Raw genomic sequence first — 20,453 nt, 5'->3', positions numbered from 1 at the left:
GAACACGCGGCGGCCCAGCGAGTGCCGACATGAACCTGTCGCGCCCCTTCATCACCCGCCCCGTCGCGACGACGCTGCTCGCGATCGGTGTCGCGCTCGCGGGCCTGTTCGCGTTCGTCAAGCTGCCGGTGTCGCCGCTGCCGCAGGTCGACTTCCCCACCATCTCGGTGCAGGCGTCGCTGCCCGGCGCGAGCCCCGAGACCGTCGCGACCAGCGTGACGAGCCCGCTGGAGCGGCACCTCGGCTCGATCGCCGACGTCTCCGAAATGACGTCGACGAGCACGGTCGGCAATGCCCGGATCATCCTGCAGTTCGGGCTGAACCGCGACATCGACGGCGCCGCCCGCGACGTGCAGGCCGCGATCAACGCGGCGCGCGCCGACCTGCCCGCCGCGCTGAAGAGCAACCCGACCTACCGCAAGGTCAACCCGGCCGACTCGCCGATCATGGTCGTGTCGCTGACGTCGGAGACCTCGTCGCCCGCGAAGCTGTACGACGCCGCGTCGACGGTGCTGCAGCAGTCGCTGTCGCAGATCGACGGGATCGGCCAGGTGTCGGTGAGCGGCTCCGCGAACCCGGCGGTGCGCGTCGAGCTCGAGCCGCAGGCGCTGTTCCACTACGGGATCGGCCTCGAGGACGTGCGCGCGGCGCTCGCCTCCGCGAACGCCAACGCGCCGAAGGGCGCGATCGAGTTCGGCCCGCAGCGCTACCAGCTCTATACGAACGACCAGGCGTCCGAGGCGTCGCAATACCGCGACCTCGTCGTCGCGTATCGCAACGGCGCGGCCGTGCGGCTGTCCGACCTGTCCGACGTCGTCGATTCGGTCGAGGATCTCCGCAACCTCGGCCTGTCGAACGGCAAGCGCGCGGTGCTCGTGATCCTCTACCGCTCGCCCGGCGCGAACATCATCGACACGATCGACCGCGTGCGCGCGGCGCTGCCGCAGCTCACCGCGTCGCTGCCGGCCGACATCACGGTCACGCCCGTCCTCGACCGCTCGACCACCATTCGCGCGTCGCTGAAGGACACCGAGCACACGCTGCTGATCGCGATCAGCCTCGTCGTGATGGTCGTGTTCCTGTTCCTGCGCAACTGGCGCGCGACGCTGATCCCGAGCGTCGCGGTGCCGATCTCGATCGTCGGCACGTTCGGCGCGATGTACCTGCTCGGCTTCTCGATCGACAACCTGTCGCTGATGGCGCTGATCGTCGCGACCGGCTTCGTCGTCGACGATGCGATCGTCGTGCTCGAGAACATCTCGCGGCATATCGAGAACGGCAAGTCGCGCATGCAGGCCGCGTTCGACGGCGCGCGCGAGGTCGGCTTCACGGTGCTGTCGATGAGCATCTCGCTCGTCGCGGTGTTCCTGCCGATCCTGCTGATGGGCGGCATCGTCGGGCGCCTGTTCCGCGAGTTCGCGCTGACGCTGTCGCTTGCGATCGCGGTATCGCTCGCGGTGTCGCTCACGGTGACACCGATGATGTGCGCGCGCCTGCTCCCCGAGTCGCACGAACCGCAGAACGAAGGCCGCTTCGCGCGATTCCTGGAACGCTGTTTCAGCCGCATGCAGCGCGGTTACGAACGCTCGCTGTCGTGGGCGCTGCGCCGGCCGCTGCTGATCCTGCTGACGCTCGTCGCAACGATCGGGCTGAACGTCTACCTGTACATCGTCGTGCCGAAGGGCTTCTTCCCGCAGCAGGACACCGGGCTGATGATCGGCGGCATCCAGGCCGACCAGTCGACGTCGTTCCAGGCGATGAAGCTGAAGTTTTCCGAGATGATGCGGATCGTGCAGGGCAACCCGAACGTGAAGAGCGTCGCGGGCTTCACCGGCGGCACGCAGACCAACTCGGGCTTCATGTTCGTCACGCTGAAGGATCGTACCGAGCGCAAGCTGACGGCCGACCAGGTGATCCAGCAACTGCGCCCGCCGCTGGCGGACGTCGCGGGTGCGCGCACGTTCCTGCAGGCGGCACAGGACATCCGCGTCGGCGGCCGGCAGAGCAACGCGCAGTACCAGTTCACGCTGCTGGGCGATTCGAGCGCCGACCTGTACAAGTGGGGGCCGATCCTGACCGAGGCGCTGCAGAAGCGCCCCGAGCTGACCGACGTGAACTCGGACCAGCAGCAAGGCGGCCTCGAGGCGATGGTGACGATCGACCGCGCGACGGCCGCGCGGTTCGGCATCAAGCCCGCGCAGATCGACAATACGCTGTACGACGCATTCGGCCAGCGCCAGGTCTCGACGATCTACAACCCGCTGAACCAGTACCACGTGGTGATGGAAGTCGCGCCGAAATACTGGCAGAGCCCCGAGATGCTGAACCAGGTGTGGGTCAGCACGTCGGGCGGCAGCGCGAACGGCTCGCAGACCACCAACGCGGCGGCCGGCACCTACGTCGCGACGTCGGCCGGCACGTCGAGCGCCGGCACGGCCGCGCAGAGCGCCGCGGCGATCGCGTCGGACTCCGCGCGCAACCAGGCGCTCAACGCGATCGCGGCGAGCGGCAAGTCGAGCGCGTCGTCGGGTGCGTCGGTGTCGACGTCGAAGTCGACGATGATCCCGCTGTCGGCGATCGCGACGTTCGGGCCGAGCACGACCCCGCTGTCGGTCAACCACCAGGGGCTGTTCGTCGCGACGACGATCTCGTTCAACCTGCCGCCCGGCGTGTCGCTGTCGCAAGCGACGCAGGTGATCTATCAGACGATGGCGCAGGTCGGCGTGCCGCCGACGATCGTCGGCAGCTTCCAGGGCACCGCGCAGGCGTTCCAGCAGTCGCTGAACGACCAGCCGATCCTGATCCTCGCGGCGCTGCTGGCCGTCTATATCGTGCTCGGGATCCTGTACGAGAGCTACATCCACCCGATCACGATCCTGTCGACGCTGCCGTCGGCCGGTGTCGGTGCGCTGCTCGCGCTGCTGCTGTTCAAGACCGAGTTCAGCATCATCGCGCTGATCGGCGTGATCCTGCTGATCGGTATCGTGAAGAAGAACGCGATCATGATGGTCGACTTCGCGATCGACCAGACGCGCCACTACGGCAAATCGTCGCTCGACGCGATCCACGAGGCGTGCCTGCTGCGCTTCCGCCCGATCATGATGACGACGATGGCTGCGCTGTTCGGCGCGCTGCCGCTCGCGTTCGGCAGCGGCGACGGCGCCGAGCTGCGCGCGCCGCTCGGGATCGCGATCGCCGGCGGCCTGATCGTGTCGCAGGTGCTGACGCTCTATACGACGCCGGTCGTCTACCTGTACATGGACCGTTTCCGCGTCTGGGCCGAGAAGCGGCGCAACCGCCGCGGGAATTCCGGCGGGCCGGCCGTCGCCGGGAAGTGATGGAAGCGGCCGCCCGCCGGGCGGCCGCTCGCCGCGCTTGCGCATCGGCAGCGATCGGCTATCGTGAGTCCATGCCCACCGCGGGCCCCTTCACGGGGACACGCCATGAACGTCCAGCTCAACCATACGATCGTCTGGTGTCGCGACAAGCGCGCGTCGAGCCGCTTCCTCACCGAGCTTCTGGAACTGCCGCCGCCGACGCCGTTCGGCGCGATGCTGGTCGTGCCGCTCGACAACGGCGTGTCGCTCGATTTCTACGAACAGGCGGGGGACATCCGGTCGCAGCATTACGCGTTCCTGCTCGACGAAGCCGGCTTCGACCGCGTGCTGGCACGCATCCGCGAGCGCGGGCTGCCGCACTGGGCCGATCCCGCGAAGCGGCAACCCGATGACATCTACCGCCACAACGGCGGCCGCGGCGTGTATTTCGACGATCCGGACGGCCACTTCCTCGAAGTGATGACGCAGCCTTATGCGCTGAACGGTCAGCTCGGCTGACGGGCCGGCATTGCGCCGGCCGTTGTTGCGCTGCGAGAAACCGGCCCGGGTACCGACCTGCTTCGGACGACACCCGGCCGGCGGCCGTTACCGGGTCACTACCCGGCTCGGCCGTTACCTCAGCCCCTACACGACCATTACTCGGCCGCTGCCGCCGTCTTGCGCGGACGCCGCGCGCGCGGTGCCGCCTTGCGGGCCGGTTTCTTCGGCTTGGCTTCGGCGGGCGCCTCGACAGCCTCCTCAGCCGGCGCGGCAGCCACCTCGCCGCCGACGTCGCCGGCCGCCGGCTCGGTGTGCGTCACCGCGGCGGGCCACATGTCGCCCTGCTCCGGGTCGCGATGCGGGTCGCCCGCATGCTTGCCGTGCGCGTGCTTGTCGCCGCCGTGCTTCGCCGCGCCATGCCCGGCGTCGTCTGGCCTCCCGGCCGACTCACGGCCTGCGCTCTTCGCGGCGGCGCCCTTCTTCGCGCCGGTCTTCTTCGCCGCGCTCTTGCGCGCACGCTTGCGGCCATCCTTCGCTTCGCCGTGCGCCTCGGCTGCTTCGACCGCTTCCACGAATTCGGTCGTTTCAGCCGGCACGACTGCCGCGATTTCGGTGGCTCCGGCCGATTCGGCCATCGCCGCGTCGACCTGCACGGTTTCGTGCACGACGGCTTCCGCCCGCTGCTCGCGACGTCGCGGCTCGCGGCCGGCCCGCGCCGGCTCCGCCGCGCGCGCGCCGTGGTGGCCGCCGTGGTGTGCGGCTCCGCCTTCGCCGGCCTGCGCAACCTGCTCCGCGGCCGCCGACTGGCGTGCCCGCGACACGAACGCACCCGACTTGTCGTCACGCCCCACTTCGAGCAGGCCGCGCGCCTGCGCCTCGTCGAGCAGGTTGCCGAACGCGCGGAATCCATAGTACGACTCGTTGAAATCCGGCTTGCGACGCTTGATCGCGCTCTTCAGCACCGACGCCCAGATCTTGCCGACGTCGTCCCGCTCCGACGCGAGCGCGTCGAACGTCTCCACGGCCAGCGCGATCGCCTCGGCCTTGCGCGCGTCCAGGTCGTGCTTGCGCGACGCCGCCGGCTCGTCCGGCCGCTTCGCGCCGCCGTTGCCCGCGCGCTGCTGCTGTTCGCGCTTCGCGAGCGTGCGCTGCTGCTCACGTACCAGATCGTCGTAGAAGATGAATTCGTCGCAGTTCGCGACCAGCAGGTCCGACGTCGATTTCTTCACGCCGACGCCGATCACCTTCTTCGCGTTCTCGCGCAGCTTCGACACCAGCGGCGAAAAATCCGAGTCGCCGCTGATGATCACGAACGTATCGACGTGCGACTTCGTGTAGCAGAGGTCGAGCGCATCCACGACAAGCCGGATGTCGGCCGAATTCTTGCCCGACTGGCGCACGTGCGGAATCTCGATCAGCTCGAAGCTCGCCTCGTGCATCGACGCCTTGAAGCCCTTGTAGCGATCCCAGTCGCAATAGGCCTTCTTCACGACGATGCTGCCCTTCAGCAGCAGGCGCTCCAGCACGGGCTTGATGTCGAACTTCTCGTACTTCGCGTCGCGCACGCCGAGCGCGACGTTCTCGAAGTCGCAGAACACGGCCATGCTGACGTTGTCCAGGGGTAATGCCATGTGTACTCCAACCGGTGGGCCGCTGCGTTGTATGACGTAGCGGCGAAAAATGCATCGCGCACATGATAGCCGGTCGGCGCGTCATTCCCGCATCCGTGTGAACGAATGGCGGCAGGAAGGCCCGTCGCCGGTACGCCCCTTAATACACACCCGCCGCACGGGCAAATCGACATTACACTTGAGTTATCGGTCGTCCGTCCCTATCTGGGAGGACGACGCATCGAGCAAGGAGCGGTTTCATGACGACGAAGGTACTGCTGATTGGCGCGACCGGCCGAACGGGCCAGGCCTGCGCGGATCTGCTGCTCAAGCAGCCGGAGTTCGAGGTCACGGCGCTCGTGCGCCGGCACGGCTATGCGCTGGCGGGCGCGCGGGTGGTCGAGGCCGATCTGACGAACGATTTCTCGCACGCATTCCAGGGCATCACGCACGTGATCTACGCAGCCGGATCGGCCGAATCGGAAGGCGCGGCCGAAGAGGAGCAGGTCGACCGCGACGCGGTCGCCCGCGCGGCCGAATACACGCTGGCCTACAACGCGCAGAAGCTCGTGGTGATCAGCTCGCTGTCCGCGTACCGGCCCGAACTCGGCCCGGACGCGCTGCGCCACTATTCGCAGATGAAGCGCGAAGGCGACGATCGCGTGATCGCGTCGGGTGTCGACTACGCGATCCTGCGCCCCGGCCCGCTTACGGACGACCCGGGCGTCGGCAAGATCGCGCTGACCGACGCGTGGTTCGACGGCGCCCCGCCCGTGTCACGCCAGGATGTCGCCTGGGCCGCGATCGAGGCGATCAAGCTCGGCATCTCGCGCAAGATCGTCGGCTTCGTCGGCGGCAGCGTGCCGATCGAGCAGGCCTTGCGCGCCTAGCGCCCTCACACGCGCCGCCGCGCGGCGGCGCGCCGATCCGTACCGGCGGCCCGCACGACGGGCCGCCTCGACGCTTGACGCACGCGGTGCCCCGGTGCCGCGGTGCCCCGTTTACTGCTTCGGATGCGCGTCGGCCCACGCCTTCACGGCGGCGAGCGTGTTCTCGACGTGCTTGTCGGGCGACATGCTCGTGTATTCGTAGAGGATCTTCCCTTCCGGAGAAATCACGTAGGACACGCGGTTCGCGCGGTCGATCGCCGGCAGTTTCGCGTCGTATTCCCGGATGATCTTCGCGTCCGGATCAGCCGCGACCGGGAACTTGCTCCGGCACTCGCTCACCGAGAACTTCGTCAGCGTGTCGATCTTGTCGGCGGATACGCCGATCACCGTCGCGCCGTAAGCCTTGTAACGGTCGACTGCGTCCGCGAACGCGTGCGCCTCGATCGTGCAGCCCTTCGTGAACGCAGCCGGGTAGAAATAGAGCACGACCGGCCCCTGCTTCAGCGCGTCCGCGAGCGCGTAGGTGTAGGTCTTGCCGCCCAGCGACGCCTGCGTCGTGAAATCGGGCGCCGCGGCGCCCGGCTTCAGTTCCGCCTGCGCCATCAGTGCATGACCGGCCACCAGCGCCGCCACGGCGGCGCCCAGCAACAGTTTTCGCTTCATCTGCATCCTCATTTCTTATAAAGTCAGCCTCGATGTGGGCCACGCGGGCGTTCGCCTGTCGAACACTTGCGTGACCGATTCGGACCTGCGGCAGCGCCATCCGCGCCCGGCCCGTTAAAGATTCCGCACAGTCTGCCGTTATTCCTTCCGGACAACCGGTTCCAGCCCTTCACGTCAGCGAGAAACATGGAAGCCAACAGGAAACAGACGTCACGCAAGGGCTCCTGGCGCAGCGCCTTGCATACGCTGCGCCGCTTCGCCTGGTCGGGCGGCGCGCTGATGCCCGCGCGCGCCGGCGCCCCGCGCCGCGACGACTCCGTACGCAACTGGCTGGAACAGACGGTTGGCACGGTGGATTTCCTCGCCCATGTCGACCGTGAACTGCGTTTTCTTTACGTGTCGGACGCGAGCCTGCGCTTCATCGGCTACCACCGCGACTACCTGCACACGCTGACGCTGCGCGACCTGATCGCCGAACAGGATACCGCGGCGCTCGAAGGCCTGCTTGCGCGCGCCGCGCGTTCCGGCCAGGTCGAGAAGGCGACGATGTGCATCGTGAAATCGCTGACCTACCCGCTCGACGTCGAGATCCGCGCGTTCAAGAGCCGCCACCACGGGGTCGACGGGTTCGCGATCGCGGCGTTCGACGTGTCGTCGTGGCGCGCGCTCGAGGCGCGCCTGACCTACGAGATGCACCACGACCCGATGACGGGCCTCGACAACCTGTCCGCGCTCGTGCCCGCGCTGATGCGCGCGCAGCAGGCCGCCGACGAGGGCGGCACCTGCGCGGCGCTGCTGCTGCTCGACCTCGACGACTACCAGCGGATCAACCGCGCGCTCGGCTACGACGCGGGCGACACGCTGCTGCGCGAAACCGCGCAGCGGCTGAAGGCGCTCGTCACGCAGAACGAACAGCTCGCGCGCGTCGCGAGCGACAAGTTCGCGGTCGTGCTCAGTGCGCCGGACCGCACGCAGGCGAGCAATGCCGCCGATGCACTCGCACGCCGGCTGCAGGCCGCGGTGCGCCAGCCTTACGTGTACCAGGGGCAGACCGTGCACCTGTCCGCGAGCATCGGCATCGCGCTCTACCCTGACGAGCGCGCCGCCCCGCATCGCGCGCAGCACCACAGCCCGCTGCTGCGCCGTGCCGATCACGCGCTCGCGCAGGCGAAGGCGTCGGGCGGCAACGCGCTCGCGTTCCACGCGCCCGTCGACGACCCGGCGGACGCCGAACGGCTGAAGCTCGAAGCCGACCTGTACGACGGCGTGCGCAACGGCGAGTTTTCGCTCCATTTCCAGCCGATCACGCGCAGCCAGTCGGGCGCGGTGGTCGGCGTCGAGGCGCTGATCCGCTGGCGCCATCCGGTGCACGGCCTCGTGCCGCCGGCGACCTTCATTCCGCTCGCAGAATCGATCGGCCTGATCAACTATCTCGGCAACTGGGTGCTCAAGGCCGCGTGCATGCAGCTCGTCGCCTGGGACCGCCAGGGGCTCGCGCTGCAGTACGTGGCGGTCAACGTGTCGCCGCAGCAGTTCCGCGACCCGCGTTTCACGCAAAGCGTGCGCGAGGCGATCGCGCTGACGGGCATCGACCCGCGCCGCATCGTGCTCGAGATCACCGAAAGCCTGCTGATGCACGATCCCGCGCAGGCGAAGGGGCTGCTCGAGGAGCTGACCGATCTCGGCATCCGCTTCGCGATCGACGATTTCGGTACCGGTTATTCGAGCCTCGCGTATCTGCAGCGCTTCCCGCTCGCGAAGCTGAAGATCGATCGCAGTTTCGTCGAGAACCTGCTGACCTCGCGCAACGACCGCGCGATCGTGTCGGCCGTGGTCGGCCTCGCGCAGACGCTCGATCTCGAGCTCGTCGCGGAAGGCGTCGAGACCGAGGCGCAGCGCGAATTGCTGACGGAAATGGGCTGCAACCATATCCAGGGCTGGCTCGTCTGCCAGGCGCTGCCGTCCGAGGAGCTTGCGCGGCGCTTCGAGGCCCATCAGCTGCACCTGCACGCCGCCGCCTGACGCGCGGCGAACCGGACAGATCCGTATGTCAATCACCGAACACCTGCCCCGCACCGCGTTGCTCGACAAGCTGTGGGCCCGGATGAACGAACGGGGCGATTTCCCGTTGCTGTCGGAATCGCTGCGCGCGACGATGGCCGCGATGAAGAACGACGACCTCGACTTCACCGCGCTCGTGCGCGTCGTGCTGTCGGACTTCGCACTCACGCAGAAAGTGCTGAGGCTCGCGAACTCCGCGATGTACATGGCGTTCGGCGGCAACATCACGACCGTGACCCGCGCACTGATGGTGCTCGGCATGGATGCCGTCGGCCACCTGGTCGTCGGGCTCAAGCTCGTCGACCATTTCCACCACAGCACGCCGCGGCGCATCGACGCGAAGCTCGAACTGAACCGCGCGCTGCTGTCCGGCTGCGTCGCACGCAAGCTCACCGAACGCGTCGAGCTGCGCGCGGGCGAGGAAGCCGTCGTCTGCACGTTGATGCGCCAGGTCGGCAAGCTGCTCGTGGTCTGCTATCTCGACAGCGAATGGGACCGGATCCGCCGCCGCGCGGCCGAACTGAACGGCGACGAAGCAGCCGCCTGCATCGACGTGCTCGGCGTCGGCTTCGACGAGATCGGGCTCGAGGCGGCCGCGCGCTGGCGGCTGCCCGACGTGATCCGCGCGGGGATGGCCGACCACGACCACGTGGTCCGCACCGACGCGTTCGGCAACGACGAGGACGACCTCGATGCGGGCGAGGTGTCCGACGACGGCCCGACCGAGCGCGTCCGCTGGCTGCGCGAGATCAGCCGCTGCTCGACCGACGTCGCGGGCGCGCTCGTGATGCCCGCGAGCCCGCAGCGCGACGCGCGCATCGCGGCGCTCGCGCAGCACTACGGCGCGGAACTCGGCATGGAACCCGACGCGCTCGTCGAGATCGCCGAGCGGCTCGCGCGCGAGGAAGCGAGCGACACCATGATGCGCGAGATCGTCGAGCTGCGCGCGAACGCCGATGCGATCGCACGCGCGCAGGCCGAGCCCGAGGCATGCCTCGAAGCCGGCCTCGCGGACCTGCGCGCGCTGCCGTCCGAGCACGTGCTGACGCCGGTACTCGCGCTCGCGTCGGAAAGCCTGCTGGCCGGCCTCGCGTTCACGCGCACCGTGATGTTCGTGCGTCACGACGACGGCATGTTCGCCGCGCGCCTCGGCTTCGGCCCCGGCGTCGATACGATGCTCGACCGGCTGCGCTTCGACGAGCGCTTCGAGCCGGACGTGTTTCATCTCGCGATCTCGAACTCGGTCGGCATCTTCATCGAGCAGGCACGGGAGCCGAAGATGCTCAAGCGCCTGCCCGCGTGGTATCTCGACGCGTTCGACGACACGCGCGCGTTCGTGCTGCTGCCCGTGCGCGTCGGCACAACGACCGTCGCGCTGCTGTACGGCGACTGGGCCGGCGCGCAGCCCGCGCGCAAGATCACGCAGCAGGAGATGGGCGTGCTCAACGAGCTCGCGCGCGAACTGGGCCGGTTCTTTCCGGCGTGACGCGGCGCCGGCCGCTCCCCGCCGTTTTCGGCGGTTTCACACCCTGTTTCGCATCCCGCTTCACACCGTTCCCCGCCTGCAAAAGCAAACCGGCCGCATGAGCGGCCGGTTTGCTTGCATCGTGCGATCGAACGCAACGCTTACTTGAGCGTCACGGGCACGCTGAAGTACTTCTTCGCGAGGTTGTCGATCGTGCCGTCGGCCTTCAGGTCCTTCAGCGCCTGATCGAGTGCGGTCTTCAGCGCCGCGTCGTTCTTGCGCAGGCCGAAACCGACGCCCGAGCCGAGGATCTCGGCGTCGCTCACGGTACCGCCGGCGAACGCGAAGCCCTGGCCTTGCGGCTTCGCCAGGAAGCCCTTCGAACCGGCTTCCGCGTCCTGGAACGTCGCGTCGAGACGGCCGGACTTCAGGTCGGCGTAGGCCAGGTCCTGCGTCTGGTACGGCACGACCTCGACGCCTGCCGGTGCCCACTTCTTCTTCGCGTACGCTTCCTGGATCGTGCCCTGCAGCACGCCGACGCGCTTGCCCTTCAGCGATTGCGGGGTCGGCAGCAGGCCGCTGCCCTGCTTCGCGATCAGCTGGTTCGGAATCGTGTAGATCGGATCGGTGAACGCGATCGCATGCTTGCGCTGGTCGGTGATCGTCATGTCCGAGTTGATCGCGTCGAACTTGCGCGCCTGCAGCGCCGGGATCAGGCCGTCGAAGTCGTTCTCGACCCACACGCACTTCGTCTTCAGCTTCGCGCACACCGCGTTGCCGATGTCGATATCGAAGCCGGTCAGCTTGCCGTCGGGCGTCTTGTATTCGAACGGCGCGTACGAGGCTTCGACGCCGAAACGGATCTCCTTCAGATCCGCGGCAAACGCGCTGCCTGCCGCCACCGCCGATGCCGCCACCGCCGCATGCGCGGCCACTTTACGCCAATCCAACTTCATCAGGTGCTCTCCTCGATACTCGAATGTTCCGGAACTACGGGCGCTTGCATCATTGCAGGGTCGGATGACCACGACAATCGCGATGCCACGCCGTGATGCGGCGCAACAGCCGCAAGGCCGCGATTGTACCAATCCGCGCGGCCCGATATGGCAAAGCGGGCGACGTCGCGCGATGCTGCGCTGCGTGCGCGGCGCCGGTCAGGCGATTCGCCGAACTTGCAAAACGGTGTCGCAAATACGCAAGCCGGGGGCGCGTGCCGTCGGCCCCCGGCATGCGGGCGACGACGACGGGATACCGGCAGGTTGCGGGTCAGGCGCGGGCCGCGTGCCGTCGCGGCAGCGCAATCAGCAGCCGGTCGGGACATGCGCTCAAATAAGCGCCGCGATCGTCTCGCGCGTCGTGTCGATGACGAGCAGGCCCGCGCGCAGGCCCGGCTTCACGGTCGGGTTCGGAAAGACGATCCGCTCCTCGTCGTGCGTCACCGTGTAGCGGTAGTCGCCGTCCTGCGCGAGCACCGTGCCGCGTGCAAACGCGGTGAAGTTCGCGACGTCGGCCGCGACGAACAGCTCCAGCGCATCACTCTGCTTCGTGATCTGGTCGATCACCGTGAACACGCGCGGCAGCGGCGGATGATCGCCCTGCGCGACCGCATCTCCCGCCACGCCCGACACGAGCTTGCGCACCGCGCGATCGGCCGGTGCGAAGCGCGTCAGGTCGTTCTGGCCGAACGGGCGCACCTTGCCGAGTTCCAGCGTGCACGCGAGCGCGCCGCAGCGCTCGGCCGTGAAATGCGAATACGTATTGCCCTTCGCGGTATGCAGCAGCACGGCCGCGATCCGCGCGTCGCCGAGCCATTCGAACATCGTGCGCGTCGGCGGCGTGCCCGTGTGCGGCAGCAGTGCGAACTGCTCGAACACCGACGCGCGGATCGCCGTGTGCATGTCGATGTGCCAGCGCGCGGCGCCGGCCGGCGCGTCCGCGAAGAACGCGACGGCCGCCGCTTCCAGCTGCGCGGCGCGCGGTGCTTCGCGGCTGGCGGGCACCTGCGCATGACGGCCGCTGAACAGGCGGTTCAGGTCGTCGTCGAGATAGCGTTCGCCGGCACGCATCGCCGGCACGTTGCCGAGCACGACGAGCAGCCGGCACGCGAGCGGCAGCGCGCCCGATGCGAGATCGCGCACGAGCATCGACAGCAGCTCGATCGGCGCCGTCTCGTCGCCGTGCACGCCGGCCGACACGAGCACGCTCGGGCGCGCCACGCCGGCGGCCGCGGCCGGTTCGAGCGCGAGCAGACCGTCGCCGCGCCATGACCAGCGCACGGCGCCGGCCGCGCAGGTGCCTTCCGTCGCGGACGGCGCGCTACCGGCCAGCGTGAACGCGAGGAAGTCGTCGAGCAGCGCGTTGGCCGGCATCCGTGCCTCAGCGCTGGAAGTCATACAGCGAACCGACGCGCAGGATCTGCGTGAGCTCGTCGAGCGCCGTGCGCGATTCGTCGAGCAGCGCCGGATCGGCGAGGTCTTCCGGTGCGAGGCGATCGCGATAGTGCCGGTCGATCCACGTGTCGAGCGACGTGAACAGCGTGTCGTTGATCCACACGTTCGACGTGACGGCCGCGCGTTCCGCATCGTTCAGCACGACACGCAGGCGCAGGCAGGCGGGGCCGCCGCCGTTCTTCATGCTTTCGCGCAGGTCGAACACGAGCACGTCGTGAATCGGGCCGTTGCCGGCCGCGAGTTCGTCGAGATAAGCCGCGACGTTCCCGTTCTCGCGGCATTCCTGCGGCACGACGAGCACTTGCGAGCCGTCCGCGCGCGACAGCAGCTGGCTGTTGAACAGATACGACGTGACCGCGTCGTTCACGCTCACGGCCGCCTCGGGCACCTCGATCACGTTCAGGCGCGCGCCGCGTGCGTCGAGCGCGGCGGTCAGCGTGTCGTAGATCGCCTGCTTGTTGACGAACGCGCGCTCGTGCGTGAACAGCGTGTCGCGGTTGCCGACCGAGATCACGTCGTTGTGGAACACGCCCGCGTCGATCACGTCCGGGTCCTGCTGCGCATACACCGTCGCCTCTTCGGCGAGCCCGTGGCGATGCGCGACCGCGCGGCTCGCCTCGAACGTCTGGCGTGCCGGGAAGCGCTTCGGCTCGGGGCCGCGGCGATATTCCGCGCGGCCGTACACGAAGAACTCGATGCCCGGCTTGCCGTATTCGGCACAGAAGCGCGTGTGGTTCGCCGCGCCTTCGTCGCCGAGTGCCGGCGTGCCGGTCAGCGCTTCGTGCACCGCGAAGTGCGCCGGATCGGCGAACAGCGTCGACAGCGTGCGGCGCGTCGCTTCGTGTTCGATCGCGCGATGCAGCTTGCTGCACAGGTTCGCCGGCGTGAAGTGCACGCGGCCGTCGCTCGTGTCGGCCGACGGGCTGACGGTGGCCGCGTTCGCGGTCCACATCGCCGATGCCGAGCTCGCGGCGGCGAGCAGTTCGGGCGCCTGCTTCGCGGCCTTCGCGATCACGTCCGCGTCCTTGCCCGAGAAGCCGAGCTCGCGCAACAGGCGCAGCGACGGCCGCTCCTGCGGCGGCAGCACGCCTTGCGCGAAGCCGAGATCCGCGAGCTGCTTCATCTTGCGCAGCCCCTGCTTCGCGGCGGCCTTCGGATTCGCGGCCGACTTCTCGTTGTTGAGCGACGCCACGTTGCCGAACGACAGGCCGGCGTAGTTGTGGGTCGGGCCGACGAGCCCGTCGAAATTGGCTTCTTGTGCGTTCATCGTCGTTCCCTCGATCAGAAGTGCAGGCCCGGCGACAGGCTCGCGGGCAAAGTCAGTTGCGTGCTTTCCACCGACGCCATCGGATACGCGCAATAGTCGGCCGCGTAGTACGCGCTCGGGCGATGGTTGCCCGAGCGGCCGGTGCCGCCGAACGGCGCGGCGGACGATGCGCCGTTGGTCGGACGGTTCCAGTTGACGATCCCCGCACGGATCGTGCGGCGGAAGTGGTCCCATGCGTTCGCGTCGTCGGCCAGCAGGCCGGCGGACAGGCCGAACGCCGTGTCGTTCGCGCGCTCGATCGCTTCGTCGAACGTCGCGTAGCGGACGATCTGCGCGAGCGGGCCGAAGTGTTCTTCGTCGGGCAGGTTCGCCACGCCCGTCACGTCGACGATCGCCGCGTTCACGAAACCCAGGCGCGGATCGCGCTGCGTCATCGCGATGATCGGCTTCGCGCCCTGCTCGATCAGGCGCGACTGCGCGTCGACCAGCTTCGCGGCCGCGCGCGCCGAGATCACCGCGCCCATGAACGGCTGCGGATCGGCGTCGAACACGTCGGCCGTGATCTTCGACGTGACGTCGGCGAAGCGTGCGAGGAAGCGGTCGCCGAACGCGCCCTGCGGCACGAAGATGCGGCGCGCGCACGTGCAGCGCTGGCCCGCCGACAGGAACGCCGACTGGATCGTGTGATGGACGGCCGCGTCGATGTCCTCGACTTCACCGATCACGAGCGGATTGTTGCCGCCCATCTCGAGCGCGAGCACGATTTCCGGACGGCCGCCGAACTGGCGGTGCAGCAGCGTGCCGGTATCCGAGCTGCCGGTGAAGAACAGCCCGTCGATCTGCCGGTGATTCGCGAGCGCGACGCCCGTGTCCTTCTCGCCCTGCACGAGGTTCAGCACGCCGGCCGGCAGCCCGGCTTCCTGCCACACCTCGACCGTCGCGCGCGCGACGCCCGGCGCGAGCTCCGACGGCTTGAACACGACCGCATTGCCGGCGATCAGCGCGGGCACGATATGGCCGTTCGGCAAATGGCCGGGGAAGTTGTACGGGCCGAACACCGCGACGACGCCGTGCGGGCGGTGGCGCAGCACCGCGACGCCGTCGGCCATGTCCTGGCGCTTCTCGCCGGTGCGTTCCTGGTACGCCTGGATCGAGATACCGACCTTCGCGGCCATCGACGCGACTTCGGTGCGCGCTTCCCACAGCGGCTTGCCCGTCTCGCGGCCGATCGCGGTCGCGATCGCTTCCTTGCGTTCATTGAGCAATGCGGCGAAACGCTTGACGATCGCGCAGCGCGATTCGAAGTCGAGCGCCGACCAGCCGGCGAATGCGCGACGCGCGCTCGCGACCGCACGGTCGACGTCGGCCGCCGACGCGCTTTCGCCCTGCCATGCGATCTCGTCGGTGCCCGGGTTGCGCGAAGCGAACACGGGGCCCGAGCCTGCGACCCAGGCGCCGTCGATGAAGAGTTCCGTCATGATTCGTTTATCCCTGTTTGACTTTGAGCGGCAGCACGCGGACCGGATCGCCGACCTTCACGTCGAGCGCGGCGGCATCGTCGGCCGACAGCACGAACGAGCCGTTCGCGACCACGCCCGGCGCGACGCCGACGCGGAAATCGGTGAGCGACGTGTTCGACACGAGCGACGTCGGCGGATGATCGCCCTGCGCGTCGGGCACGCCGATCGCGACCGGCACGACGACGCTCTCGCGCACCGTGCGCAGGTCGTTGACGTGGCATTCGAGCACCGGGCCCGCGTCGAAGATGTCGACGTGGTTCTGGTAGCGCAGCCCTTCCGCCTCGAGCATCTTGCGGGCCGGCAGCGTGTCGCGGTGCGTGAGGCCGACCGCGTCCTGCGCGTCCTGCGGCAGCAGGTCGACGTACACCGGATAGCGCGGCATCAGTTCCGCGAGGAACGACTTGCGGCCGTGCGAGCTCAGATAGTCGGCCGCGTTGAAATCGATCTGGTAGAAGTGCGAACCGACGGCGCGCCAGAACGGCGACGTGCCGTCTTCGTCGAAGTGGCCGCGCAGTTCCGCGCAGATGCGTTCCGGGAAGCGTTCGCGGAACTGCGCGATGAACATGAAGCGCGAGCGCGACAGCAGGCCGCCCACGCCGCCCGTGCGATAACGCGGGCTCAGGAACAGCGAGCACACTTCCGCGTAGCCGGTCAGGTCGTGCGAGATGTTCAGCGCGTGCATGCGCGTCCACACGCCGAGCTCCTGGCTCGCATGCACGACCGTGCTCACGCGGTAGTTGTAGAACGGCTGTTCGAGGCCGACCTGCGACTCGATCCCGCATACGCCCGCGATGTCGCCCGTCTTCGATTCTTCCATCACGAAGAAGTAGCCGGCTTCGCCTGCGGCGGCCTCGCCCTCGAGCGTGCGGCGCGTGCGCTCGATGCGCGCGGCAAGCGCGTCGCGGTCGGGCTTGAACGTGGTCAGGCCCGGCCCGGTTTCCTTCGCGAGCGACACGAGCGCGTCGACGTCGCCCGTTTGTACGACCCGAACGACGATCATGCTGCGTCTCCCTTCAAATCTTCATCGTCGCGGCGGTGCAGTGGCACGCAGCGCACGACATCGCCATCCTTCACATCGAGCGCCGCGCGCACGTCGCCGGCGAGCGGTGCGTCAGCCGCATCGCCCGGCAGGTCGGCCAGCACGCAGCGGAACGATTCGCCGCTGCCCGTCGACACCATGTACGCAACGTCGCCCTGCTGGTGCGCGGCCTCGCGCACGACGCGCTCCGTGCCGTGCTTCACGCACGCGGTGCGGTCGACCTGCGCGGTGAGCACCGGGCCCGCGTCGAAGATGTCGACGAAGCGGTCGGGCTCGAAGCCTTCCTCGAGATGGATGTCGTAGGCGAGCAGTGCCGATTCGTTCGGTTCGCCGAGCACGCGCTGCGCGGCTTCCGGCAGCAGCGGCACGTAGAGCGGATACGCCGGCATCACTTCCGCGATGAAGGTGCGGCTGCGGCCGCCCGACGCGATGTCGACGTCGGTGAAGTCGCGGCCGAAGAACTTGCGGCCCACCGCCTCCCAGAACGGCGACGCGCCCGTGTCGTCGCTCACGCCGAGCAGCAGCGTGAACACTTCCGGCGTGAAGCGGCGGCGGTTCGCGGCGATGTACATCATCCGGGCGCGCGAGATCAGGTGCGCGGCCGCGTCGCCGCGCAGCGACGGATCGACGTAGAAGCCCGCGAGCCGGCTCTTGCCGGTCAGCTCGTGCGACATCGTGAGCGCGTGGATCTTGCGGTTCACGTGCAGCTCGCGCGACGCGTGGATCAAGGCGTCGTTGCGGAACGCGTAGAACGGCTCCGAGTAACCGGCCGCGGCCACGATGCTCGCCGTGCCGAGCAGCTTGCCCGTCGACGAATCCTCGAGCACGAAGAGGTAGAACTCCTCGCCGGCGAAGTCGACGTCCGCGCGAAACGAATCCTCCGAGAGCGCCACGCGCGCTTCGAGCGCCGCGCGGTCGTGCGGCAGCGAGTGCAGGACCGGTTGCGCGGTGCGCGCCATGTGCGCGAGCGCATCGAGATCCGTGAGTTTGCCGGGGCGAACAAATAGCATCGTCGTTCCTGTCTGCGATGGGTGCGCCGATCAGCGCGCGGTGGCTTCCTGGGCGGCGAGCACTTGTTCGACGGCCTTCTCGAAGCGCTTGACGCCTTCGTCGAGCAGGTCGAACGGGATCACCAGCGACGGGACGAAGCGCAGCACGTTCGGGCCGGCGATCAGCATGATCAGGCCGTTTTCTGCTGCCGCGGTGACGAAGTCCTTCGCGCGGCCATCGAACGCGGCAGTGAGTTCCGCGCCGACGAGCAGGCCCTTGCCGCGCACGTCCTTGAAGATGCCGAAGCGTGCGTTGATGCGCTCGAGCGCGCCCTTCAGGCGCACGCTGCGTTCGCGCACGCCTTCGAGCAGTGCCGGGTCGCCGATCAGTTCGACGACCTTGTCGGCGATCGCCGATGCGAGCGGGTTGCCGCCGTACGTCGTGCCGTGCACGCCGACCTTGAAGTGCGCGGCCAGTTCGTTGGTCGTCAGCATCGCGCCGATCGGGAAGCCGTTGCCGAGCGCCTTGGCGGTCGTGAGGATGTCCGGCGTGACGCCCGTGTCCATGTACGCGTAGAACTGGCCCGTGCGGCCGACGCCCGTTTGCACTTCGTCGAAGATCAGCAGCGCGTCGTTCGCGTCACAGGCTTCGCGCAGTGCCTTCAGGAATGCCGGATCGGCCGGGATCACGCCGCCTTCGCCTTGCACGGGCTCGACGATCACTGCGCAGGTTTGCGGGCCGATCGCGGCCTTCGCGGCTTCGATGTCGTTGTACGGCAGATGCGTGATGCCGGCCGGCACGGGGCCGAAGCCTTCCGAGTACTTCGGCTGGCCGCCGACGCTGACCGTGAAGAACGTGCGGCCGTGGAACGACTGCACGAACGAGATGATTTCCACCTTGTCGGCGCCGTGGCGGTCGAACGCGACGCGGCGCGCGAGTTTCAGGGCGGCTTCGTTCGCTTCCGCGCCCGAGTTCGCGAAGAACGCGCGGTCGGCGAAGGTCAGCGATTCGAGGCGCTTGGCGAGGCGCAGCACCGGCTCGTTCGTGTAGCCGTTGCCGATGTGCCAGAGCTTGCGGCTTTGTTCGTCCAGGACTTTCAGCAGTTCCGGGTGACCGTGGCCGAGCGACGTCACCGCAATGCCGCACGCGAAATCGATGTACTCGCGGCCGGCCGTGTCCCACACGCGGGAGCCCTCTGCGCGATCCGGCACGAACGGCGCGGGAGAAAATACCGGCACCATCACTTCATCGAATGTCTGGCGGGTCACGGTCGAGGTCGTCATGGTCGTTCCTTTCGGTTTCGTAAGAGGGTTCAACAGGATCAAGTTTAGGTAAGGGTGACGCAAGCGTCTTGCGGAATTGCGACGGGTTCTATCGGAAGCCCCTTTCTCTGCTGCTATTTTGCCCTTCCAGCGCGGGGGGCTGTGGGATTTGGTGTCAGGGTGGTTTTTTGGTGGGTCGCTTGGGTCGTCGTGAAGCACCTGTGAGCTCGTCGGTCTATTAGCGTCGCCCCTGCGCGGGGCGGCGGTTACTTTTCTTTGTCTTGCCAAAGAAAAGTAACCAAAAGAAAGGCGCTGGGAGAACGCATGACTTCCCGGTGCCATGGTCGTCAGAGTGGTTCGCACCTAAGTGTCCGCGCCAGTCAGGAACGCGGAGTGGTTCGAGCAATGGTTCTGACTCCACTCCCTACCCAACAGAGCGGTATACCGCCCGCTAGCTCCATCCTCGCTTCGCTCGGCTGCAAGGTACGCATCCCTCAGCGGTGCCGTTGGCCGATCAGCTCCGGAAATCAAAGCACGCACGCGACGCAGCGAAATCGATGTACAAGCAGCCTGTCGCTCTCACCGCCCGCAAGACTGACGCAGTCAGCACATTACTTGATGAGGCGGAGCAGACGATCACCAGTCGGTAATTCATGCATACGTTGCGATCACACCATCTCAAGCACATCGAACAATATCGAGATGCGCACTTGCGCCGTGCCGATACGATTGTGACTTTCCGAGAGGGCCAAACGATGAATAGAAGAATTGCAGTTGTGGGCGACAGCCTTTCAAGCGGCGGAACAATTAGCCCATACAGCGGACCACCGTTCCTGGTCCATGGGCACCAAGCAGCCTTGATTGGCGGTAGCGCGTTCTGCATCGCATGTCAAAGCACCGGCATCATCGCAAAGGCTGGCGGGCCATATCGACTCAAGTTTCAAGGAGAAGTCGCGCTAGACGGCGATATTGTCCTGTGCGGTTGCTCGACTCCGCCGGGCATCACTGCTTTGCTTGCCGGTGAAGCATGGTGTGATGATGGGCTAAAGGGTCACGGGGAGGTCATTTCGAGCAGAACGATAAAGGGTCGCATCGTGTCGATCAAGAAAGGCGCATTTGATGAGCAGGTCGAAGCGAAGACTAGCGGCAGTGCTGCCCAAGGGCCCGTGGGTTACCCCTACTACATCGAGACGGCAGACGGCCGCGTCCATTCCGGCGTGCTCGATGCGAGCGGCGAGCTACCGCGCGTCCACACTGGTGACGGATCCGGAGACTACACCGTCTATTGGGGAGACGAAGCAATTGCAAAAAAGCACACCGGGGGGAGGTATCCGGAATTTCGTGTGTGAGGCAGGTTAAAACTCAGATTCCGATACTAAAGCGCTCTGGGTAAAGCAGCGCGAACTGGGTCATCGCGC

Annotated in this window: 15 protein-coding genes; 6 read left to right on the top strand and 9 right to left on the bottom strand. The window is 67.6% G+C overall.

The features are described 5' to 3' along the window. Positions 1 to 29: 29 nt before the first annotated feature. Both ABIC51_RS31840 and ABIC51_RS31835 read left to right on the top strand, forming a co-directional pair. Positions 30 to 3,338, top strand: coding sequence for an efflux RND transporter permease subunit (locus ABIC51_RS31840; protein ID WP_027787959.1), 3,309 nt, complete (start codon positions 30 to 32; stop codon positions 3,336 to 3,338). Between the two features lie 105 nt (positions 3,339 to 3,443). Continuing rightward, complete coding sequence (locus ABIC51_RS31835) at positions 3,444 to 3,836, top strand: VOC family protein (protein WP_059486628.1); 393 nt, start codon at positions 3,444 to 3,446, stop codon at positions 3,834 to 3,836. Between the two features lie 137 nt (positions 3,837 to 3,973). Here ABIC51_RS31835 and ABIC51_RS31830 read toward each other — a convergent pair whose 3' ends face one another. After that, on the bottom strand, positions 3,974 to 5,449 hold the full coding sequence (locus ABIC51_RS31830; RefSeq protein ID WP_175897800.1) for an NYN domain-containing protein: 1,476 nt from the start codon (positions 5,447 to 5,449) through the stop codon (positions 3,974 to 3,976). A gap of 239 nt (positions 5,450 to 5,688) precedes the next feature. Here ABIC51_RS31830 and ABIC51_RS31825 point away from each other — a divergent pair, with 239 nt between their 5' ends. Next, positions 5,689 to 6,318, top strand: a complete 630-nt coding sequence (locus ABIC51_RS31825; RefSeq protein ID WP_027787962.1) for an NAD(P)H-binding protein — start codon at positions 5,689 to 5,691, stop codon at positions 6,316 to 6,318. Positions 6,319 to 6,429: 111 nt separating this feature from the next. Here the strand turns inward: ABIC51_RS31825 and ABIC51_RS31820 are convergent, their stop codons facing one another. Further along, positions 6,430 to 6,981 carry a peroxiredoxin gene (locus ABIC51_RS31820; protein WP_021161764.1) on the bottom strand — a complete coding sequence of 184 codons (552 nt, stop codon included), beginning with the start codon at positions 6,979 to 6,981 and terminating at the stop codon, positions 6,430 to 6,432. Positions 6,982 to 7,260: 279 nt separating this feature from the next. Between ABIC51_RS31820 and cdpA the strand changes: the two genes are divergently transcribed. Further along, on the top strand, positions 7,261 to 9,003 hold the full coding sequence (gene cdpA, locus ABIC51_RS31815) for a cyclic di-GMP phosphodiesterase CdpA (protein ID WP_194290282.1): 1,743 nt from the start codon (positions 7,261 to 7,263) through the stop codon (positions 9,001 to 9,003). Between the two features lie 25 nt (positions 9,004 to 9,028). Continuing rightward, positions 9,029 to 10,528: an HDOD domain-containing protein gene (locus ABIC51_RS31810; protein ID WP_027787963.1), complete on the top strand. Its 1,500-nt coding sequence runs from the start codon at positions 9,029 to 9,031 to the stop codon at positions 10,526 to 10,528. 140 nt (positions 10,529 to 10,668) lie between these two features. Here the strand turns inward: ABIC51_RS31810 and ABIC51_RS31805 are convergent, their stop codons facing one another. The 7 genes from ABIC51_RS31805 to ABIC51_RS31775 form a co-directional block, all read right to left on the bottom strand. Then, complete coding sequence (locus tag ABIC51_RS31805; RefSeq protein WP_027787964.1) at positions 10,669 to 11,463, bottom strand: ABC transporter substrate-binding protein; 795 nt, start codon at positions 11,461 to 11,463, stop codon at positions 10,669 to 10,671. 369 nt (positions 11,464 to 11,832) lie between these two features. Further along, entirely contained in the window at positions 11,833 to 12,876 is a 1,044-nt protein-coding gene (astE, locus tag ABIC51_RS31800) for a succinylglutamate desuccinylase (RefSeq protein ID WP_175897940.1), read from the bottom strand. Positions 12,877 to 12,883: 7 nt separating this feature from the next. Beyond that, positions 12,884 to 14,224, bottom strand: coding sequence for an N-succinylarginine dihydrolase (gene astB, locus ABIC51_RS31795; protein ID WP_021163198.1), 1,341 nt, complete (start codon positions 14,222 to 14,224; stop codon positions 12,884 to 12,886). Positions 14,225 to 14,238: 14 nt separating this feature from the next. Further along, positions 14,239 to 15,702 carry a succinylglutamate-semialdehyde dehydrogenase gene (astD, locus tag ABIC51_RS31790; protein ID WP_175855960.1) on the bottom strand — a complete coding sequence of 488 codons (1,464 nt, stop codon included), beginning with the start codon at positions 15,700 to 15,702 and terminating at the stop codon, positions 14,239 to 14,241. Between the two features lie 7 nt (positions 15,703 to 15,709). After that, positions 15,710 to 16,744 (bottom strand): arginine N-succinyltransferase, encoded by a 1,035-nt coding sequence (gene astA, locus ABIC51_RS31785; RefSeq protein WP_027787968.1) that lies wholly within the window; start codon positions 16,742 to 16,744, stop codon positions 15,710 to 15,712. After that, positions 16,741 to 17,793, bottom strand: coding sequence for an arginine/ornithine succinyltransferase subunit alpha (gene aruF / locus ABIC51_RS31780; protein ID WP_027787969.1), 1,053 nt, complete (start codon positions 17,791 to 17,793; stop codon positions 16,741 to 16,743). The genes astA and aruF overlap by 4 nt, the downstream gene beginning before the upstream one ends. A gap of 30 nt (positions 17,794 to 17,823) precedes the next feature. Continuing rightward, positions 17,824 to 19,056 (bottom strand): aspartate aminotransferase family protein, encoded by a 1,233-nt coding sequence (locus tag ABIC51_RS31775; RefSeq protein ID WP_027787970.1) that lies wholly within the window; start codon positions 19,054 to 19,056, stop codon positions 17,824 to 17,826. Positions 19,057 to 19,790: 734 nt separating this feature from the next. Here ABIC51_RS31775 and ABIC51_RS31770 point away from each other — a divergent pair. Then, positions 19,791 to 20,384, top strand: a complete 594-nt coding sequence (locus ABIC51_RS31770) for a PAAR domain-containing protein (protein ID WP_354006771.1) — start codon at positions 19,791 to 19,793, stop codon at positions 20,382 to 20,384. Positions 20,385 to 20,453: the final 69 nt, after the last annotated feature.

This window comes from Burkholderia sp. 572, from assembly GCF_040545135.1.
GTDB lineage: Bacteria > Pseudomonadota > Gammaproteobacteria > Burkholderiales > Burkholderiaceae > Burkholderia > Burkholderia cepacia.
The sequence above is the reverse complement of the archived record's forward strand: the minus strand, read 5'-3'. Positions and strand labels throughout refer to the sequence as shown.